This window comes from Pseudarthrobacter sp. P1, from assembly GCF_050156935.1.
Taxonomy (GTDB): domain Bacteria; phylum Actinomycetota; class Actinomycetes; order Actinomycetales; family Micrococcaceae; genus Specibacter.
On the sequence record NZ_CP189584.1, the window covers coordinates 112,135 to 132,505 of the forward strand.

Sequence of the window (20,371 nt, forward strand, 5' to 3'; positions counted from 1 at the left end):
AATGGATGGGTGGCTAGCCAAGATTCCTTCGTCCATCTGCACAATCACACCGAGTACTCCATGCTGGACGGCGCGGCGCGCCTGACCGAGCTGTTTGCCGAGACCGAGCGGCTGGGCATGAAGTCCCTGGCCACCACCGACCACGGGTACCTCTTCGGTGCCTTCGACTTCTGGAGCAAGGCCACGGCGGCCGGCATCCGGCCCATCATCGGCGTCGAGGCCTATGTCACCCCGGGCACTGCCCGGAACGACAAGACCCGTGTGCGCTGGGGCGAGGAAAACCAGCGCAAGGACGATGTCTCAGGTGGTGGTGCGTACACGCACATGACCCTGCTCAGCTACAACAACCAGGGCATGCGCAACCTGTTCCGGGCCTCGTCCATCGGCTCGCTCGACTCGGTCTTTGGCAAATACCCCCGGCTGGACCGCGAACTGCTGCAGACCTACAGCCCCGGGCTCATCGCCACCACCGGCTGCCCCTCCGGCGAGGTTCAGACCAAGCTCCGGCTGGGCCAGTACAACGAGGCCAAGGCAGCCGCCGCCGAATTCCAGGACATCTTCGGCAAGGAGAACTACTTCTGCGAACTGATGGACCACGGGCTGGACATCGAGCGCCGCGTCACCAAGGACCTGCTGAAGCTGGCCAAGGAACTGGACATTCCGCTGGTGGCCACCAACGACCTCCACTACACCCACGAGCACGATGCCAAGGCCCATGAGGCCCTGCTGGCCATCCAGTCCGGCTCCACCCTGCTGGAACCGACCTACGACATGGGCGGCTCCCGCTTTGCCTTCTCCGGCAGCGGCTACTACCTCAAGTCACCGGCCGAGATGCGCGCGCTGTTTTCCGAGGTCCCCGAGGCTTGCGACAACACGCTGCTCATCGCCGAGCGGTGCGAAGTTTCGTTCAACACCAACGCCAACTACATGCCCAAGTTCCCCTGCCCGGAGGGGGACAACGAGGAATCCTGGCTGGTCAAGGAGGTCGACGCCGGTCTGGCCTACAGGTACCCGGCCGGCATCCCGGACGATGTGCGCAAGCAGGCGGACTACGAGCTCGACGTCATCAACCGGATGGGCTTCCCCGGCTACTTCCTGGTGGTGGCCGACTTCATCAACTGGGCCAAGAACAACGGCATCCGGGTGGGCCCAGGCCGTGGTTCCGGTGCAGGGTCCATGGTGGCCTACGCCATGCGCATCACCGACCTGGATCCGCTGCGCCACGGGCTGATCTTCGAGCGCTTCCTGAACCCCGAGCGCGTCTCCATGCCCGACTTCGACGTCGACTTCGATGATCGCCGCCGTTCCGAGGTGATCGACTACGTCACCCGCAAGTACGGCGACGAGCGCGTGGCCATGATCGTCACCTACGGCACCATCAAGACCAAGCAGGCGCTGAAGGACTCCTCGCGCGTGCTGGGCTACCCGTTCAGCATGGGCGAGACGCTGACCAAGGCGCTGCCGCCGGCGGTGATGGCCAAGGACATCCCGCTGCACGACATCGAGGACAAGAACTCCAAGCGGTACTCCGAGGCCGCGGACTTCCGCGAGCTGGTGGCCACCAACCCGGACGCCGCCAAGGTCTTCGAGACGGCCAAGGGCATCGAGGGTCTGAAGCGCCAGTGGGGCGTGCACGCGGCCGGCGTGATCATGAGCTCGGACCCCATCATCGACGTCATCCCCGTCATGCGCCGGTTCCAGGACGGGCAGGTCATCACCCAGTTCGACTACCCCACGGCCGAGGGCCTGGGCCTGATCAAGATGGACTTCCTGGGGCTGCGGAACCTCACGATCATTTCCGATGCACTGGAGAACATCAAGCTCAACCAGGACGTCGATCTGGACCTCGAGCGCCTGGAGCTCGACGACGCCGAGTCCTACGAGCTCATGGCCCGCGGTGACACCCTGGGCGTGTTCCAGCTCGACGGCGGGCCCATGCGGTCGCTGCTGAAGCTGATGCGCCCTGACAACTTCGAAGACATCTCCGCCGTGCTGGCGCTGTACCGCCCGGGCCCGATGGGTGCCAATTCGCACAACAACTATGCGCTGCGCAAAAACGGCATCCAGGAGATCACTCCGATCCACCCCTCGCTCGAGGAGCCGCTCAAGGACATCCTCGGCGGCACGTACGGCCTGATCGTGTACCAGGAGCAGGTCATGTCCATCGCGCAGAAGCTGGCCGGCTACTCGCTGGGCCAGGCGGACATCCTGCGCCGCGCGATGGGCAAGAAGAAGAAGTCAGAGCTGGACAAGCAGTATGCCGGCTTTGCCAAGGGCATGAACGACAACGGCTATTCCGATGCCGCCGTCAAGACGCTCTGGGACATCCTGCTGCCGTTCTCCGACTATGCCTTCAACAAGGCCCACTCGGCCGCGTACGGCGTCGTGAGCTATTGGACCGCCTACCTGAAGGCGCACTACCCGTCCGAGTACATGGCCGCCCTGCTCACCTCCGTGGGCGACGACAAGGACAAGCTGGCGCTGTACCTGAACGAATGCCGGCACATGGGCATCACGGTGCTTCCGCCGGACGTCAATGAATCAGCGCTGAACTTCACCCCCATCGGTAACGACATCCGCTTCGGCATGGGTGCCATCCGCAATGTTGGCGCCAACGTGGTCAACGCCATGGTCACCGCCCGTGGCGAGAAGGGCGCCTACGAGAACTTCCGGGACTTCCTGATGAAGGTCCCGGCGGTGGTCTGCAACAAGCGGACCATCGAATCGCTGATCAAGGCCGGCGCCTTCGATTCGCTGGGGCATGCCCGCCGGGCCCTGGCCATGATCCACGAGGAGTCCATCGACTCGGTCATCACGCTCAAGCGCAATGAGGCGGTGGGCCAGTTCGACCTCTTCGCCGGCCTGGGCGGGGACGACGCCGAGCCAGAGGCGAGCCTGACCACCGAAATCCCCGATGTGCCCGAGTGGGAGAAGAAGGACAAGCTGGCCTTCGAGCGGGACATGCTGGGCCTCTACGTCTCCGACCACCCGCTCCAGGGCCTGGAGGGTGTGCTGAACCAGCATGCGGACCAGTCCATCACGGCCGTGCTGGGCGAGGACGGTCCGGCGGACGGGCACATCATCACCATCTGCGGCATGATCACCTCGCTGCAGCGCCGCATCGCCAAGAACAGCGGCAATCCGTACGCCCGCTGCGAGGTGGAGGACCTCGGCGGCTCGATGGAGGTCATGTTCTTCGGCCAGGTCTACGGCCCCATCGCCTCCATCCTGGCGGAGGACCTGATCGTGGTGGTCAAGGGCCGGCTCCAGCGCCGCGACGACGGTGCCGTCACCCTGAACGCCATGGAGCTCTCCGTCCCGGACCTCACCGACGGGCTCACCGGCCCGGTGGTCATCTCCATGCAGGAGCACAAGGCCACCGAACCGGTGCTGCTGGCGCTCAAGGATGTGCTGGACACCCACCAGGGCACCACCGAGGTGCGCATGCGGCTCACCGGCACCAAGTCCGTGGCCGTCATGAAGCTGCCGCTGCACCACCGGGTCAATCCGAACCCGGCGCTTTTTGGGGACCTGAAGGTGCTGCTGGGCCCCGCCTGCCTGGAGGGCTGAGGTGCCTGTCCGGGGCAGCCGCGGGCGTTTGCTAGCGTGTAGCCCATGAGTGAGCCAGCCGATTCCGGCCTGCAGTCCTATCCGCCGCCGGCCTATGCCCCGGCGGTCCCGCCGGACTTGGCCACGGCACCGCCGGCCCGGCTGGCCACCTGGGCCGGCGCGGCGGCGGCGGCCGGGGTCCCCGTGGGTGTGCTGTGGTGGCTGCTCGCCCCCGGCGGTGCCTGGTTCGTGGACGGGGCCGACTTCATGGCGTGGCTGCCGCGCGACGGTGTGCTGGCCCTGCTCGGCGTCGTGGCGGGCATCGCCACGGCAGCCATCTTGCTGCCGCGCCGCCGCAAGGCCGGCACCGCGGCCCGGGCCGGGGCCGCGGTCGCCGGCTCCCTGGCGGGGTCCGTGCTGGCCTGGCGGCTCGGGGAACTGGCGGGCGGGCTGGCCGGCAAGGGCAGTGGAGACGGCGCGTTCGTGCTGCGTGCGACGGGCGTGCTCTTCCTCTGGCCGCTGGCCGCGGCCGCCGTGCTCTTTGCCGGCACCGTGGTGAGCCTGCTGCGCAGCGGACCCTCCCGCGAGGCGTAGGCGCCACGCCAGCAGGGACCCCGCCAGGGAGCCGCGTTACGCCGCCGCGGCCGGCCGGATTGGGCCCGGTTCCGCGGGCCGGTAAACTGGGCGCGTGACCAGCAATGAACTCCGCAGCGACCTGTCCGTGACCGACCCCGCCCCGGCGGTGGCGTTCCACCGCATCGACCTGCGCGGCAAGTCGCTCAGCCTCGCCGAACTGCGCCAGGCCGTGCCGCGGGCCAAGTCCTCCACCGTGGCCTCCGCCGAGGAGACCGTCAGTGCGATCATCGCCGACGTCCGCGGCCGCGGCTTCACCGCCCTGTCGGAGCTGGCGCAGAAGTTCGACGGCGTCACCCAGGTCCACCCGCGGGTGCCGGCCGCCGCCCTGGCCGAGGCCCTGGAGAATCTGGATCCGGCGGTGCGTGCCGCGCTGGAGGAATCCATCGCCCGGGCCACCGCCTTCGCCATGGCCCAGCGCCCGGCAAATGTGGACCTGCCCATCGCCGACGGCGCCGTGGTCTCCCAGCACTGGGTCCCGGTCTCCCGCGTGGGCCTCTACGTGCCCGGCGGACTGGCTCCGCTGTCCTCCTCGGTGGTCATGAACGTCGTCCCGGCGCTGGCCGCCGGTGTGGGCTCCATCGCCCTGGCCTCCCCGCCGCAGAAGGGCTCCGGCGGGCTGCCCGATCCCACCATCTTGGCCGCCGCGGCGCTGCTGGGCATCGAGGAGGTCTACGCCATGGGCGGCGCCCAGGCCATCGCGGCCTTCGCCTACGGCATCCCCGCAGGCACCGCCGTCGACGGCTCCGGCGAGGCCCTGGACCCGGTGGACGTGGTCTCGGGCCCGGGCAACATCTTCGTGGCCACGGCCAAGCGCCTGGTCAAGGGGATGGTGGGCATCGATTCCGAGGCAGGAACCACCGAGATCGCCATCCTGGCCGACGACACCGCCCGGCCCGCACTCGTGGCGGCGGACCTGATCAGCCAGGCCGAGCACGACCCCAAGGCCGCCTCCGTGCTGGTGACCACCTCGGTGGCACTGGCCGACGCCGTCGCCGTCGAGCTGGCGGTCCAGACGGCCGCCACCCTGCACCGCGACCGCGTGGCCGAGGCGCTTTCCGGGCCGCAGTCCGGCGTCGTCCTGGTGGACTCGATCGAGCAGGGCATCGCCGTCGTCGACGCCTACGCGGCCGAGCACCTAGAGATCATGACGGCCGATTCCGCGGCCGTGGCTGCCCGGATCCGCAATGCCGGCGCCATCTTCGTGGGCAGCTACAGCCCCGTCAGCCTGGGCGACTACTGCGCCGGATCCAACCACGTGCTGCCCACGTCCGGCACGGCCGCCTTCTCCTCGGGCCTGAACGTGACAACCTTCCTGCGCGCCATCCAGGTCATCAACTACTCCAAGGACGCGCTGGAGCAGGTGTCGCGCCACATCGTCTCACTCTCCCGGGCGGAGAACCTGCCGGCCCACGGCGACGCCGTCTCCATCCGCTTCACCGGGGAGTAACCTCCGCCCCGGGTATGGACCAACACCACTACATGTGGTACTTACGTCCTTGTAATTAGGCTAGATGTGGCCGTAGGATGAAATCGCACGGCCGCGTCATACACAGTGGAAGGGGAGCGGATGTACTGCCCGTTCTGCCGCAATCCGGACTCCCGCGTTGTGGACTCCCGGATTGCCGACGACGGCGCCTCCATCCGCCGCCGCCGCCAATGCACCGAATGCGGCCGCCGCTTCAGCACTGTGGAAACCTCCAGCCTGTCCGTAATGAAGCGTTCCGGCGTGGCCGAGCCCTTCAGCCGGAGCAAGGTCATCACCGGCGTGCGCAAGGCCTGCCAGGGCCGTCCCGTGACGGACGACGACCTCGCCGTGCTCGCCCAGGAAGTCGAAGAGCGGATCCGGGCCAGCGGATCGGCCGAAATCAACGCCAATGACGTGGGGTTGGCCATCCTGGGACCGCTGCAGAAGCTGGACCAGGTGGCGTACCTGCGCTTTGCCTCCGTGTACCAGAGCTTTGATTCCCTGGAAGACTTCGAGCGGGCCATCGCCCTGCTGCGCCACGAAGCGCAGCACGAGGCCGTGCCCGACGCAGTCCCGGCAGCGGCAGCCGGACACTAGCGCCGCCACGAAGCCCCGGTGGTGGCCGGGGAGGGGAAGCCCGGGCCACCACCGGCACCACGGGTGCCGCTGGCCGAGCCTGAAACTGCTTGCCGAGACCCCACCCGCTGGTCGAGCCTGTCGAGACCCAACCCGCTGGTCGAGACCCGGCGCGGGCATGCCGCGGATTTTCCGGCGACTGGGGCACCCGGCCGCAAGCGGCCTCGTGCCCTTTGACGTTCGCCTGCAAAAATCCGCTGCACGCCCGCCCGACGGTTCCTGGCGTGTTTCAGCGCCCCCATGGGCGGGACCGGAACCATGGCGGATGGGCTGTTTCAGCACCCCGGCATGCCTTCGGCAGGCTATGGGGACGCTGCTCCGGACGCGGGACGCCCCACGCCTTTCATGACGCAATCGTAGGTGCGTCCTGAAAGGGAATCGGCGTCCGCGCCGCCATCAATGCTCCCGCGCTGCCGCAACCCCGAGGGAAGCGGCAGCCGGGACCGCTGCTACTTTGCGAGTTTGAAGTGGATGGCGGCCTCGAGGGCGCCGCCCACGATGCCGGCGTCGTTCTTCAGCTTGGCGGGCACGATGGGTGCGCGCAGCCTGAGCTGGGGGAGGAAGTCTTCGCTGCGCTTGGAGATGCCGCCGCCGACGATGAACAGCTCGGGGGAGAACAGGAATTCCACGTGGGAGAAGTAGCGCTGCAGCCGCACCGCGTACTCGTCCCAGTCGATCCCGTCGCGTTCGCGGGCGACGGCGGAGGCCTTGGTCTCGGCGTCGACGCCGTCGATCTCCAGGTGGCCCAGCTCCACGTTCGGAACCAGCTTGCCGTTGAAGATGAAGGCCGAGCCGATGCCCGTGCCCAGCGTGATGACCAGCACGGTGCCATCGACGTCCTCGCCGGCGCCGTAGCGGGCCTCGGCCAGGCCTGCGGCGTCGGCGTCGTTGACCACCTCGACGCGGCGGCCCAGCTCGGCGGTGAAGATGGCGTCGACGTCGGCGTTGATCCAGCTCTTGTCCACATTGGCGGCCGAGAGCGCAATGCCGTGCGAAATGATCGCCGGGAACGTAATGCCCACGGGAGAATCGGCCGCCGGGGCCTCGGGGCGGGTCATGAGCTCGTCCACCACCTCGGCCACCGCCTTGGCCACGGACTGCGGAGTGGCCGGCTGCGGGGTGTCGATCCGGAAACGCTCGCCCACCAGCTTGCCCTTGCCGAGGTCGACGATGCCACCTTTGATGCCGGTGCCGCCGATGTCGATGCCGATGACGTGGGACGAGTGCTTCTTGGACATGCTTACTCCGTGACTTCTTGAATGACGTACTGGGCAGGACGGTGTGGCACAGGCTTAGGGAAGGGTGAGGACTTCAGCGCCGGTGCTGGTGACAACCATGGTGTGCTCGAACTGGGCGGTCCGCTTGCGGTCACGGGTGACGACGGTCCAGTCGTCTTCCCACATGTCCCACTCGATGGTGCCGAGGGTGAGCATAGGTTCGATGGTAAACACCATGCCCTCTTCCATCACAGTGTTGTAGGCCGGTGCTGCGTCATAATGCGGAATGATCAGTCCGGTGTGGAAGGCTTCGCCCACGCCGTGGCCGGTGAAGTCGCGCACCACGCCGTAGCCGAAGCGCTTGGCATAGGCGGAAATGGCGCGGCCGATCACGTTGATCTCGCGCCCCGGGGCCACGGCCTTGATGGCGCGGCGCAGCGATTCCTCGGTGCGTTCCACCAGCAGGCGGGACTCCTCGTCCACATTGCCCACGCAGAAGGTGTAGTTGGTGTCGCCGTGCACGCCGTTCTTGTACGCGGTGATGTCGATGTTGATGATGTCGCCATCCTGGACCACCGTGGAGTCGGGAATGCCGTGGCAGATGACCTCGTTCAGCGAGGAGCACAGGGACTTGGGGAAGCCGCGGTAGCCCAGCGTGGACGGGTAGGCCTGGTGGTCCAGCAGGAATTCGTGGCCGACGCGGTCCAGCTGGTCGGTGGTGACGCCGGGAACGATGTGCTTGCCCACCTCCACGATGGCCTGGGCGGCAATCCTGGCGGAGATGCGGATCTTCTCGATGGTCTCCGCATCCTTGACCTCGGAGCCGGTGAACTTTGCCGGGCCGGCCTTGCCCACATATTCGGGGCGGGGGATGGAATGCGGCACGGGCAGGACCGGGCTGACGGTTCCCTGGACCAGGGAACCGAGGGGAGCGGTGGTGGTGTTCTCAAGCATGCATCCATCCTACTGGGGAGCATCGGCGGCGTAGGATCGAGCCAACGGATTCCGCTGACACAAGGAGGCACGCCATGGGGCAGTTTTGGTACAACGTGAAGACCCATGAGGTCGAGGAGGACGCCATGAGCGATTGGACCCAGCTCATCGGCCCCTACGACTCCCGCGAGGAGGCCGAGGCGGCACTGGAGAAGGTGCGCAAGCGCAACGAGGCGTGGGACGCCGACGACGACGCCTAGGCCGCCGGCCAGCCGCCCCGGAGCATGTGGCTAGAAGACGTGCTCCGGGCCCGGGAACGTGCCGTTGCGGACGTCCTCGCCATAGGCCTTGGCCGCGTCGGAGAGCACCGTGCGCATATCCGCGTACTGCTTGACGAACTTGGCGATCTTGCCCGTCCGCAGCCCGGCCATGTCCTGCCACACCAGCACCTGGCCGGTGGTGGAGGTGCCCGCGCCAATGCCGATCGTGGGCATCTCGATCGCGGCGTCGACGGCGGCCGCCGAGGTGGCCGGCACCATTTCCATCAGCACGGCGAACGCGCCGGCCTCGGCCAGCGCGACGGCGTCGTCCACCAGGTTCTGTGCGGCCTCGCCGCGGCCCTGCACCCGGTAGCCGCCGAGCATGTGCTCGCTCTGCGGAGTGAAGCCGATGTGGGCCATGACGGGGATGCCGGCCTGCGTCAGCGCGCGGACGGTGGGCGCGTAGTAGGCGCCGCCCTCCATCTTCACGGCGTGGACCAGGCCCTCCTTCATCAGCCGGACGGAGGAGGCGATGGCCTGCTCGGGGGACTGCTCGTAACTGCCGAAGGGCAGGTCGGCCACCACCAGGGCCCGGTGCGTGCCGTTGGTGACGGCGCGGGAGAAGATGATCATCTCGTCCAGCGTGATGGGCAGCGAGGTCGCATTGCCCAGGACGTTGTTGGAGGCGGAATCGCCCACCAGCAGGACCTCGATGCCCGCCTCGTCAAAGATCTGCGCGGTGTACTGGTCGTAGGCGGTCAGCATGGCGAACCTGGTGCCGTTGGTCTTGGCCGCCAGCAGGTGGTGGGTCCGCACGCGTCCGGCCGGGCTGGCCGGCGCTGTTGCTCCCGTGCCGTAGGGGGCTGCGGTTTCCGTGGTTGCCGGGGCAGAAGATTCGGGGCGTGAAGTCGGGGCCATGGCTAGAGCCTAGTCCGCCGTGCGCTCCGCTTGCCAGCCGGGCCGGGTGGGTGGGCGGATCCGCGCCCGGCCCGCGCCCGGGCGGACGTCAAATATGGCCGGGTGGGCAGCCAATCCAAGTAGAGTAATCAGCAGGGCCGCCGGCACCACCGCCGGACCCGCCCCACCGCCCTGAGCGGACCGTCTGGGAGCGCCGGAATCCGGCCTCGCTGCGGGGGAACCGCTTTGCACGTCAGCAGAAATGCTTCAGCAGAAATGAGGCCGCCATGGACCGCCAGCAAGAATTCGTCCTGCGCACCATTGAAGAACGCGATGTCCGCTTTGTCCGGCTCTGGTTCACCGATGTGGTCGGCTCGCTCAAGTCGGTGGCGCTGGCGCCGGCCGAGGTGGAGGGTGCCTTCGAAGAGGGGTTGGGCTTTGACGGCTCCGCCATCGAGGGCCTGGCGCGCGTATTCGAGTCGGACATGCTGGCCCAGCCTGACCCCTCCACCTTCCAGATCCTGCCCTGGCGCGGGGAGACGGAGCAGACCTCGCGGATGTTCTGCGACATCCTCACCCCGGACGGCGAACCGTCCTCCTCGGACCCGCGCAATGTGCTCAAGAAGACGCTGGCCAAGGCCGCCGACATGGGCTTCACCTGCTACACGCACCCGGAGATCGAGTTCTACCTGCTCAAGTCCGCCCAGCCCGGCCCGGACGGCATCCCGGTGCCGGTGGACCAGGCCGGCTACTTTGACCATGTGCCCGGTGGCGCCGCCCAGGACTTCCGCCGCACCGCCGTCACCATGCTGGAGAGCGTGGGCATCTCCGTCGAGTTCAGCCACCACGAGGGCGGCCCGGGCCAGAACGAGATCGACCTGCGCTACGCGGATGCCCTGCAGACCGCCGACAACATCATGACCTTCCGCACAGTCATCCGCGAGGTGGCGCTGCAGCAGGGCACCTACGCCACGTTCATGCCCAAACCCTTCTCCGACCACCCGGGCTCGGGCATGCATACGCACTTTTCGCTGTTCGAGGGCGACACCAACGCCTTCTACGAGGCAGGGGCGGAGTTCCAGCTCTCCAAGACGGCACGGCAGTTCATTGCCGGCATCCTGCGCCACGCGCCGGAGTTCACTGCCGTGACCAACCAGTTCGTGAACTCCTACAAACGCCTTTGGGGCGGGGGAGAGGCCCCCAGCTACCTGTCCTGGGGCCACAACAACCGCTCCGCCCTGGTCCGCGTGCCGCTGTACAAGCCCGGCAAGGGACAGTCGGCGCGCATCGAGTACCGCGGCATTGATTCCGCGGCCAACCCGTACCTGGCCTACGCGGTGCTGCTGGGCGCCGGGCTGAAGGGCATCGAGGAGGGCTACGAGCTCCCGCCCGCGGCCGAGGACGATGTCTGGGCATTGAGCTCGGCCGAGCGCCGCGCCATGGGCCACGACCCGCTGCCGTCCTCGCTGCACGACGCCGTCGTGCAGATGGAGGAATCCGAGCTCATGCCCCAGATCCTCGGCGAGCAGGTGTTTGAATTCTTCCTGCGGAACAAGCGGGCCGAGTGGCAGGACTACCGGCTCCAAGTCACCCCCTACGAACTCCGGCGATACCTGGGCATCCTCTAGGAGATTCGGTGGGAAGCCTGCAGCGGACCCTGATTGCCCACGGCTTCGCCGACCTGGAAAAGAGCGAGCGGTTCCTCAACGCCGCCGAACTGGCGGACTTTGGCGAGGACGCCCTGCTGCGCGCCCTGGACCTGGCCCCGGACCCGGACCTGGCCCTGCAGTCACTGGTGCGGCTGCTGGCCGTCCACCCGCAGCTTGGCGCCCTGGTGGACGACGGCGGCCGCGGCCCCAGCGAGCCGCTGTTTAGGCTGCTGGGCGCCTCCGAGGCCCTGGCCGAGTTCCTGATCCGGCACCCCGAGCATCTTCAGGTGCTCCAGACCCAGACCAGCCCCGAGCCGCGGGCCCGCGATGGTGCCGAACTGCGTACCGCGATGCTGCTCGCCGTGGGCGCGGAGCCGTCGTCGGAGGTCCCCGTCGCGGCGCTGGGCGGGCCGGAGGCCTACGTGGCCCTGCGGACGCAATACCGGCGCCTGCTGGCCGAGCTGGCCATCCGGGACCTCTGCGCGGCCTCGCCGCAGGACTTTCTGCCCGACGCCGGGGCGGAGCTGGCCGACCTGGCCGGCGCCGCCCTCGAAGCGGCGCTGGCCGTGGCGCGCTGCGACGCGGGCCAGACGCTCCCGGCCGAGCAGGTGGCCGCCGTCCGGCTCAGCATCATCGGCATGGGCAAATGCGGGGCCCGGGAACTGAACTACATTTCCGACGTCGACGTCATGTACGTGATCGAGGCGCCGGGACTGGACGAGCACACCGCCGTCACGGTGGGCAGCGCGCTGGCCAGCGGCATTTCGCGCGCCATCTACTCCCCGGCGCGCGAGCCGGGACTGTGGGAGGTGGACGCCAACCTGCGCCCGGAGGGCAAGGACGGCCCGCTGGTGCGCACGCTGGAGTCCTACCTGCGCTACTACAACCGCTGGGCGCTCAGCTGGGAGTTCCAGGCGCTGCTGAAGGCCCGCGCCCTGGCCGGCGACGCCGAGCTCGGCGCGCGCTTCGAGGCCGCCGTGGCACCCATGATCTGGGCCTCCTCCGAGCGCGACGGCTTCGTGGAATCGGTCCAGGCGATGCGCCGCCGCGTCACCGACCACATCCCCGCCGCGGAGGCCGGCCGGCAGCTGAAGCTGGGCACCGGCGGGCTGCGCGACGTCGAGTTCACCGTCCAGCTGCTGCAGCTGGTGCATGCCAAGAACGATGAATCGATCCGCTGCAAGGACACCACCACTGCGATCGCGGCACTGTCCGCGGCCGGCTTCATCGGCCGCACCGATGCCCGCAGCCTGGACTCCGCCTACCGTTATCTGCGGGTGCTGGAGCACCGCATCCAGTTGGTGCAGATGCGCCGCACGCATCTGATGCCCATCCAGGACGCCGCCCTGCGTGCGCTGGCCCGTTCCGCGGCCGGGCCGCTGGCCATCGGCCGGCCCAGCGCCGATGTGCTCACCGCGCAGTGGCACAAGGTCAAGCGCGAGGTCCGCACGCTGCACGAGCGCATCTTCTACCGCCCCCTGCTGGCCACCGCGGCGCACCTGAGCGCCGACGACGTCGCGCTGACCTCCGAGGCGGCCCAGAGCCGGCTGGCGGCGCTGGGCTACCGGGACGCCGCCGGAGCCATGCGGCACATCGAGGCCCTCACGGCCGGGGTGAGCCGGCGCGCTGCCCTGCAGCGCCAGCTGCTGCCGGTGCTGCTGGGCTGGCTGGCCGACGGCGTGGACCCCGACGCCGGGTTGCTGGGCTTCCGTCGGATCAGCGAATCGCTGGGCACCTCGCACTGGTACCTGGGCATGCTGCGCGATTCCGCGGCGGCCGCCGAGCGGCTTTGCCACGTGCTCTCCAGCTCCCGGCTCATCACCGACCTGTTGGAGGTCTCCCCGGAGGCCACGGCCTGGCTGGGTACGGACAAGGAGCTGGTGCCGCTGGGCTTTGGCGCGCAGTGGGCCGAAATCCGCTCCAAGATGTCCCGCCACCCGGACGCCACCGAGGCCATGCGGCTGATCCGGCTGATCCGCCGCCGCGAGATTCTGCGCATCGCCATTGCCGACAGCTCCGGCGTGCTGGAACAGGACGAGGTGGGCTACGCGCTGGCCGATGCCGACCGTGCCGCCATCCTCGGGGCCCTGCATGTGGCCGAGGCCGAGGTCCAGCAGGGCGAGGGGGCCAAGACCAATGTGCTGGTGGTTGCGATGGGCCGCCAGGGCGGGCGCGAGATCGGCTACGGTTCCGACGCCGACGTGCTCTATGTGCACCGTGCCCTGCCGGGCGTTCCCCCGGAGGAAGCGCAGCGCCAGGCCCTGGACATTGTGGGCCGGATGTCCTCGCTGCTGACCCAGCCGCTCAAACCCGCCATTCAGGCCGAGCGGGTGCTCGCCATCGACGCCGCCCTGCGCCCCGAGGGCCGCAACGGCCCGATGGTCCGTTCGCTGGAGGCCTACCGCGAGTACTACCAGCGCTGGTCGCTGGTCTGGGAGGCCCAGGCGCTGCTGCGGGCGCGCCCGCTGGCCGGTTCGGACGACGTCGCCGCCGAGTTCATGGCCCTGGTTGACACCGTGCGCTACCCGGAGGCCGTGGCCGAGGCGGATGTGCGCGAGATCCGCCGGATCAAGGCGCGGGTGGAATCGGAGCGGCTGCCGCGCGGCGCCGATCCGGCCCGGCACGTCAAGCTGGGGCGCGGCGGGCTCAGCGACGTCGAGTGGCTCATCCAGCTGCTCCAGCTCCAGCATGCCCACCTGCACCCCGAGCTGCGCACCACCTCCACCCTGGAGGCGCTGGAGGCCGCCCGCGCGCTGGGACTGCTCGACAAGGACGACGCCGTGCTGCTGGCCGCGAGCTGGCGGCTGGCCAGCCGGATCCGCTCCGCCAACGTCATCTGGAGCGGCAAGTCCTCGGACCTGTTGCCGTCCAAGCGCCGCGATCTGGAGGCGGTGGCCCGCTGGTGCGGATACGACGCCGGGGCCGCGGCGCGTTTCGAGGAGGACTACCTCAGCCTCACGCGCCGCGCCCGGACCGTCTTCGAGCGCGTCTTCTACGGCTAGGCCAGCGCGGCGAGCCGTTCGCGGGCGGAGGCCAGCATCGGCACGACGGCGGCGCCGGGCACCAGGGCGCCGCCGCGGACAAACCCCTCCTCCCGGCCGGTGAGGTCCGCGATGAGCCGGCCCTTCCACAGCGCCAGCAGCGCAGCATGGGCGGGATCCTCGGCCAGGTTGGCCAGCTCCCCAGGATCGGCATCCAGGTCGAACAGCTCCTCGGTGCCCCAGCCGGAGGCCCAGAGGTACTTCACATGGCCGTCCGTCACCCACTGCAGCGACTGGCCGAAGTAGACGTGTTCGCCGTGCAGCCACTCGCGCCACGGCACCAGTGGTGCCGAAGCGCCGGCGGCGCCAACGCCGTCGTTGCCCTTCGGCTCGTGGGCGGTGCGCAGGAACCGCGCGAGCGAGCGTCCGTCGCAGCTCTCCGGCACCGGCACCCCTGCCAATTCCAGCAGCGTGGGCATGACATCGCGCAGCTCCACCACCTCGTCCACCACCGTGTGGCGGATGGCCGCCGTGTCGTTCGGTGCCGGGGCAATGATCAGCGGGATGCGGGCCGAGCCCTCGTAGCCCACGGCCTTGCGGTAGAAATCGTGGTCGCCCAGCATCTCGCCATGGTCGGAGGTGAACGCCACGATGGTCTCATCGGCCAGACCGAACTCGTTCAGCGCCTCGAAGACGCGCATCAGCTGCAGGTCGATGTGCGTCATCAGCCCGTAGTATCCGGCGCGGGCGCGGTGGGTGACGGCCTCGGACAGGGTGCCGAAGGCCAATTGGTGCAGCCCATCGGTGCGCACCGACTCGTAGTGGTGCTCCCAATTGCCCACCCGGCGCTTGAACGCGGGCAGGTCAAGGTACATCTCCATGGCCCAGGCCGGCGGATCGTAGGGCGGGTGCGGGCGGTGAAAGGAGAGGTAGAGGAAGAACGGCGCGGTGGGGTCGCGGCGGTAGAGCCAGTCGATGGCCATCTGCCCGGTCCAGCTAGTGGGGTGCAGGCGCTCGGCCTTGTCCCAGGGCCTGGCCACGGTGGAATTGCAGCCCACGCCGTGGTCGAAGTACTCCTCGTCGGCGGTGGCGCGGGGCTGGCGGCGCAGCCACGGCACATAGTCGTCGAAGAACTTGAAGTCGCGGCGGTGTACCTTGCGGGCGTAGTGCAGGAAGCCGTCGTGGAGCACGACGTCGTCGAAACCCACCCGGCTGCGCTCCGGGTAAACATGCATTTTGCCGATGGCCTGGGTCTGGTAGCCCGCCTTGCGGAACTCGCCCTGCAGGGTCACCGGGTGCAGCCCATCAAACGGCACGCCCTCCTGGTAGCCCACCCGGCCGTGGCGCTCCTGCGACTGGCCGGTGAACAGGGCCACGCGGGCCGGGACGCAGGTGGGGGTGGCCGAGTAGGCGTGCCGGAACCGGGCGCCCTTGCTGGCCAGCTCGTCGAGGTGGGGCGTCTGCACGTAGGGGTGCCCCTCCGCCGACAGCGCGTCACCGCGCCATTCGTCCACACAGATCAGAATCACGTTTTGCTGCGCCACGGGCTGCCTTTGCTGTCACATTGCAGGCAACAAAGGGCAATGCCCGGGCCTGCAATAGGGCTGGGTTATCGATAACAACAACTCTACCGGGCGGCGTCCAGCCTGAGCTGGAGCTGGGCCAGCAGGCGGTGGTCCGGGTTGTGCAGTTCGATGCCGGAGAGCTCGCACGCCCGCCGGAGCCGGTAGTGGACGGTGTTGCGGTGGATGGCCAGGGACTGGGCGCACGCCACGAGGTCGCCGAACGTGTCCAGGTAGGCAGCCAGCGTTTGGGCCAATTCGGGGTGCTCCTGGTGCAGCCTGGCCACGCCCGCATGCCGGACATCGCGCCGGGGCCACCAGGGAGAGGATTTCGCCGACCAGCACCTCGGACTCCAGCTCCGCGAAGGAGGCCACCGTGCACGAGGGTCCGCGGCCATGGCGGCCAGGACTCCGCGGACCAGCGGCAGGGTCGCGGGCAGCTCCACCAGGGCCGGGGCCACGGGGCCGACGGCGGCCCGAAGCGCGTAGCCGTAGTGGGTCCGCGCGTCGGCGGCGATCCCGGCCGCCAGGCGGCGCAGGGCGGCGGGGGATGTCCGCTCGTCCAGTTCGGGCAGGATCACCGCCAGATCCGGACCAATCCGTCCAACGATGGCGGCCGGGCGGAAGCCGGCGGCATGCACGGCGGCCACGGCGGCAACCTCGGCATGCATCAGCTCGGCGGCGGACCCGGTCATCTCCGGCTCCGTGGCCGAGAACAGGACCAGTGCCGCGGGCCGCGCCGGGTCGATGCCCGCCGCGCGGGCCTGGGCCTGGATCTGGGCACTCCCGCCAAGGAAGGCCCGGATGCGTTCACTCCGGGCGGCAGTGGCGTGGCCGCCGCGCTGGCGCAAGAGTTCGACGGCGGCCTGCCGGGCCGAGCCCCCCAGCACGTTGTCGACATGCGGGGCCAGCGGCTCGGCGCCCTCCTGCAGCCAGATGTAGCCCAGCATCCGGGCGCCGGCACGGATTCCGATGGCCACCCGCTGGCGCAGCCCGTGCTCCGGATCGGCGGCGATGCGAACCGGCACGTCAACGGCGTGGAGCTGTTCGTAGATGCCGCGGTCCTTGAGCAGCTTCTGGTACGGCTCCGGTCCCCGGCGCGCCAGGATCGAGAGCCGGCGCAGCTCATCGACGTCGTTGGACGCGGGGGAGTAGGCCAGGACGCGGTTGCCGGCGTCCTCAATCACCACATGGGCGCGGGTGAGCGTGGCAGCGGTCTGGGCAATGGCAAAGAGGTCGGGGGATCCCGTGGCAGGGCCGGCGGTCGCGCCGGTGGGCTGGCCGAGCCGCTGGCGCAGCATCCCCTCGAACTCATCCCAGGGGAGCCCCGGCGCCACGGCCACCAGTCCGCAGCCCGATCCCCGCAGTGTTTCGGACACCTCGGCCAACCCGGCTGGCGTCCCCTTCACCGCGATGGCGGCCGGGTGGCCGGCCAGCAAGCGGCGGACCGCGGGCAATGCTGCCCGCCCCCTCGCTCCGGCCAGCAGAACCAGCGCTCCGGCCAACGGGGGCGCGTCATCCTCCGAGTCCAGCACGCACAGCCGTTCCACGCGGTCGGTGTCCGCCGCGGGCTCGGCGAGCACCTGGGCCTGGTCCACATCGATGTCGGCCATGGCCTCGCCGAGGGTCAACCAGTGGCGTGCGGCGCCTGCCGTGGCGGGTCGCATCGTTGCGGTCCTTGCTCTCTCGTGGTTGGCCTGCGCGGGGCCACAGATTGCGCCATTGGAGGGCCACACAGTTTTGCCTGCCCGATGTTGTTCCAATGGCCAATAAATTGTCGCGTTCGTCACACTATATTTGAAGTGTGCCATTGGGAAATCGGATGGTGCGCCAAGGTTTGACAGGCTCCGAGCCGCCGCTGGAACGACCACGGATGGCGCGGGGATTCGGCATCGTGGCACTGCGGGGTGGGGATCCACCGGGCGGCCGTGGTCCGGCCGTCCACATTATTGTTTTTCCGCGCCGGGGCCTGTCCCCGCGGAGCAGGAGTCAAAGGAGACCCCGCCGTGCCACCAACGTTTTCCCCCACCCTGGCGCCGTCCGACGCCGCTGTCCGCCAAGCCGGCCAGGCCGTGGCCGCCCCGGATCTCGACGACGAGCCGTGCACCGGCATTCTGCGCGCCAGCCAGTGCCCCTACTGCTGGGGTCCCGAGACGGATTAGCCGCAGCCGCGGCCGGGCCAACCGGCACAACGCATAGAATCTACGAGAGCCATGCGTGGTGCCGGCATTTGGCGTGCCCGCAGCAGTGCCATGGCAGCCCCTCCCCACCGATACAAAGGATGGTCTTTGACCTTGTACGCATATCGCTTGGCCACCAGACGCGGGCGGGCCGCACTCGGCGCGCTGCTGACCGTCATGGCGCTGTTCCTCGGCCTGGCATCAGCCTCCGCCGCGGTCCCCGGACACCAGTCCGCACTGCCCGCCAGTGCCCCCGCAGATGTGAAGGGCAAGACCTTCACCATCGGCACCGACACCACGTTCGCCCCGTTCGAGTTCCGCAACGGCTCCGGCGACCTGGTGGGCATCGACATGGACCTGCTCCAGGCGATCGCCAAGAACCAGGGCTTCACCGTCAATGTGAAGTCCCTCGGCTTCGACGCCGCCCTGCAGGCCCTGCAGTCCAACCAGGTGGACGGCGTCATTGCCGGCATGTCCATCACGGACAAGCGCAAGCTGATCTTTGACTTCAGCGACCCGTACTTCGATTCCGGCATCCAGATGGCCGTGGCCAAGAGCAACAACGACATCAAGTCCTACGCGGACCTGGCCGGCAAGAATGTCGCCGTCAAGCGGGGCAGCGAGGGCGAGACCTTCGCCAACTCCATCAAGGACAAGTACAACTTCACGGTCAAGGCGCTGGACCAGTCGGCCACCATGTACGACGACGTCAAGGCCGGCAACTCCGTGGCCGTGTTCGACGACTACCCCGTCCTGGCCTATGGCATCAGCCAGAACAACGGGCTCAAGGCCGTCACCGCCAAGGAGGCCGGCAGTTCCTACGGCTTTGCCGTCAACAAGGACAAGAACGCGGACCTGCTGGCCGCCTTCGACACCGGGCTGGCCGAGCTGAAGGCCAACGGCGAGTACCAGAAGATCCTCGACGTCTACCTGAAGGACCCCTCGCAGGCGGCGAACACCAACTTCTTCTCGCTGCTGGCCAATTCCTTCCCCGCCCTGATGAAGGGCCTAGGCCTGACCCTGCTGGCGACGGCGCTGTCCCTGGTCATTGCCCTGGTGCTGGGCCTCGTGTTCGGCTTCTTCAAGGTGGGCGAGAACAAGGTCCTCCGCGGCGTGGCCACCATCTATGTCGCCATTTTCCGCGGCACCCCGCTGCTGGTGCAGGCGTTCTTCTTCTACTTCGGCCTCCCACAGATGACGGGCGTGCCCATCGATGTCCTCACCGCCGGCGTGCTGACGCTGAGCCTGAACGCCGGCGCCTACATGACCGAAATCGTCCGCGGCGGCATCCAGTCCGTGGACCCCGGCCAGCTGGAGGCCAGCCGGAGCCTGGGCCTGAGCTACGTCACCTCGATGCGCCGGGTGATTGTGCCGCAGGCGGTCAAGATCATGACGCCCTCGTTCATCAACCAGTTCGTCATCACGCTCAAAGACACCTCGCTGCTCGCCGTGATCGGCTTTGCCGAGCTGACCTACGCCGGCCAGCAGATCTACGCGTCCAACTTCCGCACCGGTGAGACGCTGCTGATCGTGGGCGCCATCTACTTCATCGTCATCACGCTGCTCACCCAGCTCTCCAACGTTCTGGACAGGAAGTTCAACAAATGAGCGCCAAGATCCACGTCACCGGGCTGAAGAAGTCCTTCGGATCCAACGAGGTTCTGAAGGGGATTGACGTTGAAGTGGCCGAGGGCGAGGTGGTCTGCGTGATCGGGCCCTCCGGCTCGGGCAAATCCACGTTCCTGCGCTGCCTGAACAAGCTCGAAGACATCACCGGCGGCCACGTAGTGGTGAACGGATTCGACCTCACGGATCCCAAGGTGGACCTCAACGCCGTCCGCCAGAACATTGGCATGGTGTTCCAGCACTTCAACCTCTTCCCGCACATGACGGTCATCGAGAACATCATGCTGGCCCCGGTGGAGCTGAAGAAGTCCGACAAGGCCGGCGCCCGTGCCAAGGCCATGGAGCTGCTCAAGCGCGTGGGTCTGTCCGAGAAGGCCGATGCCCGTCCGGCGTCGCTTTCCGGCGGCCAGAAGCAGCGCGTGGCCATCGCCCGCGCGCTGGCCATGAACCCCGGCATCATGCTCTTCGACGAGGCCACCAGCGCCCTGGATCCGGAGATGGTGGGCGAGGTGCTGCAGGTCATCAAGGACCTGGCCGGGGAGGGCATGACCATGGTGGTCGTCACGCACGAGATGGGCTTCGCCCGCGAGGTCTCCGACCGGGTGATCTTCATGGCCGACGGCGTCATCTGCGAACAGGGCAGCCCGGAGGCCATCTTCTCCAACGCCCAGCAGCCGCGCCTGCAGGACTTCCTGGCCAAGGTCCTCTAGGACCCGTCCGGGCTTTTCAACTATTCGACGGCGGCGCGCCCGGCCGGTGAAATCCACCGGGCCGGCGCGC

15 protein-coding genes are annotated in these 20,371 nt (G+C 68.5%); 10 read left to right on the top strand and 5 right to left on the bottom strand.

Annotated elements, in window-relative coordinates; genetic code table 11:
• Nucleotides 1-9 precede the first annotated feature (9 nt).
• The 4 genes from dnaE to nrdR all read left to right on the top strand — a co-directional run bounded on the left by dnaE (nt 10) and on the right by nrdR (nt 6,247).
• On the top strand, nt 10-3,570 hold the full coding sequence (gene dnaE / locus ACQCSX_RS00480; RefSeq protein WP_427017181.1) for a DNA polymerase III subunit alpha: 3,561 nt from the start codon (nt 10-12) through the stop codon (nt 3,568-3,570).
• A gap of 45 nt (nt 3,571-3,615) precedes the next feature.
• Nucleotides 3,616-4,143, top strand: coding sequence for a hypothetical protein (locus tag ACQCSX_RS00485; RefSeq protein ID WP_427017182.1), 528 nt, complete (start codon nt 3,616-3,618; stop codon nt 4,141-4,143).
• Between the two features lie 94 nt (nt 4,144-4,237).
• Nucleotides 4,238-5,632, top strand: a complete 1,395-nt coding sequence (gene hisD / locus ACQCSX_RS00490) for a histidinol dehydrogenase (RefSeq protein WP_427017183.1) — start codon at nt 4,238-4,240, stop codon at nt 5,630-5,632.
• A 120-nt stretch (nt 5,633-5,752) separates the two neighbouring features.
• Nucleotides 5,753-6,247 carry a transcriptional regulator NrdR gene (nrdR, locus tag ACQCSX_RS00495; RefSeq protein WP_427017184.1) on the top strand — a complete coding sequence of 165 codons (495 nt, stop codon included), beginning with the start codon at nt 5,753-5,755 and terminating at the stop codon, nt 6,245-6,247.
• Between the two features lie 488 nt (nt 6,248-6,735).
• Here the strand turns inward: nrdR and ppgK are convergent, their stop codons facing one another.
• The gene (ppgK, locus tag ACQCSX_RS00500) at nt 6,736-7,524 is read right to left on the bottom strand and encodes a polyphosphate--glucose phosphotransferase (protein ID WP_427017185.1); all 789 of its coding nucleotides are present in this window, start codon (nt 7,522-7,524) and stop codon (nt 6,736-6,738) included.
• Between the two features lie 54 nt (nt 7,525-7,578).
• Nucleotides 7,579-8,457: a type I methionyl aminopeptidase gene (gene map / locus ACQCSX_RS00505; protein WP_427017186.1), complete on the bottom strand. Its 879-nt coding sequence runs from the start codon at nt 8,455-8,457 to the stop codon at nt 7,579-7,581.
• A gap of 74 nt (nt 8,458-8,531) precedes the next feature.
• On the opposite strand from map, the gene ACQCSX_RS00510 reads away from it, so the two are divergent.
• Nucleotides 8,532-8,696, top strand: a complete 165-nt coding sequence (locus ACQCSX_RS00510) for an SPOR domain-containing protein (RefSeq protein WP_427017187.1) — start codon at nt 8,532-8,534, stop codon at nt 8,694-8,696.
• Between the two features lie 30 nt (nt 8,697-8,726).
• Here ACQCSX_RS00510 and panB read toward each other — a convergent pair whose 3' ends face one another.
• Nucleotides 8,727-9,614: a 3-methyl-2-oxobutanoate hydroxymethyltransferase gene (gene panB / locus ACQCSX_RS00515; RefSeq protein ID WP_427017188.1), complete on the bottom strand. Its 888-nt coding sequence runs from the start codon at nt 9,612-9,614 to the stop codon at nt 8,727-8,729.
• A gap of 266 nt (nt 9,615-9,880) precedes the next feature.
• On the opposite strand from panB, the gene glnA reads away from it, so the two are divergent.
• Both glnA and ACQCSX_RS00525 read left to right on the top strand, forming a co-directional pair.
• Nucleotides 9,881-11,221, top strand: coding sequence for a type I glutamate--ammonia ligase (gene glnA / locus ACQCSX_RS00520; RefSeq protein ID WP_427017189.1), 1,341 nt, complete (start codon nt 9,881-9,883; stop codon nt 11,219-11,221).
• A gap of 8 nt (nt 11,222-11,229) precedes the next feature.
• Nucleotides 11,230-14,244: a bifunctional [glutamine synthetase] adenylyltransferase/[glutamine synthetase]-adenylyl-L-tyrosine phosphorylase gene (locus ACQCSX_RS00525; RefSeq protein ID WP_427017190.1), complete on the top strand. Its 3,015-nt coding sequence runs from the start codon at nt 11,230-11,232 to the stop codon at nt 14,242-14,244.
• Here ACQCSX_RS00525 and ACQCSX_RS00530 read toward each other — a convergent pair.
• Nucleotides 14,241-15,767, bottom strand: coding sequence for an arylsulfatase (locus ACQCSX_RS00530; protein WP_427017191.1), 1,527 nt, complete (start codon nt 15,765-15,767; stop codon nt 14,241-14,243). The genes ACQCSX_RS00525 and ACQCSX_RS00530 overlap by 4 nt on opposite strands.
• An 83-nt stretch (nt 15,768-15,850) precedes the next feature.
• Nucleotides 15,851-17,452 carry a PucR family transcriptional regulator gene (locus ACQCSX_RS00535; protein ID WP_427017192.1) on the bottom strand — a complete coding sequence of 534 codons (1,602 nt, stop codon included), beginning with the start codon at nt 17,450-17,452 and terminating at the stop codon, nt 15,851-15,853.
• Nucleotides 17,453-17,791: 339 nt separating this feature from the next.
• Between ACQCSX_RS00535 and ACQCSX_RS00540 the strand changes: the two genes are divergently transcribed.
• The 3 genes from ACQCSX_RS00540 (at nt 17,792) to ACQCSX_RS00550 (ending at nt 20,301) form a co-directional block, all read left to right on the top strand.
• Entirely contained in the window at nt 17,792-17,947 is a 156-nt protein-coding gene (locus tag ACQCSX_RS00540; RefSeq protein ID WP_427017193.1) for a hypothetical protein, read from the top strand.
• A gap of 195 nt (nt 17,948-18,142) precedes the next feature.
• Nucleotides 18,143-19,573 carry an amino acid ABC transporter substrate-binding protein/permease gene (locus tag ACQCSX_RS00545; RefSeq protein WP_427018930.1) on the top strand — a complete coding sequence of 477 codons (1,431 nt, stop codon included), beginning with the start codon at nt 18,143-18,145 and terminating at the stop codon, nt 19,571-19,573.
• Nucleotides 19,570-20,301 carry an amino acid ABC transporter ATP-binding protein gene (locus ACQCSX_RS00550; RefSeq protein WP_427017194.1) on the top strand — a complete coding sequence of 244 codons (732 nt, stop codon included), beginning with the start codon at nt 19,570-19,572 and terminating at the stop codon, nt 20,299-20,301. The genes ACQCSX_RS00545 and ACQCSX_RS00550 overlap by 4 nt, the downstream gene beginning before the upstream one ends.
• Nucleotides 20,302-20,371: the final 70 nt, after the last annotated feature.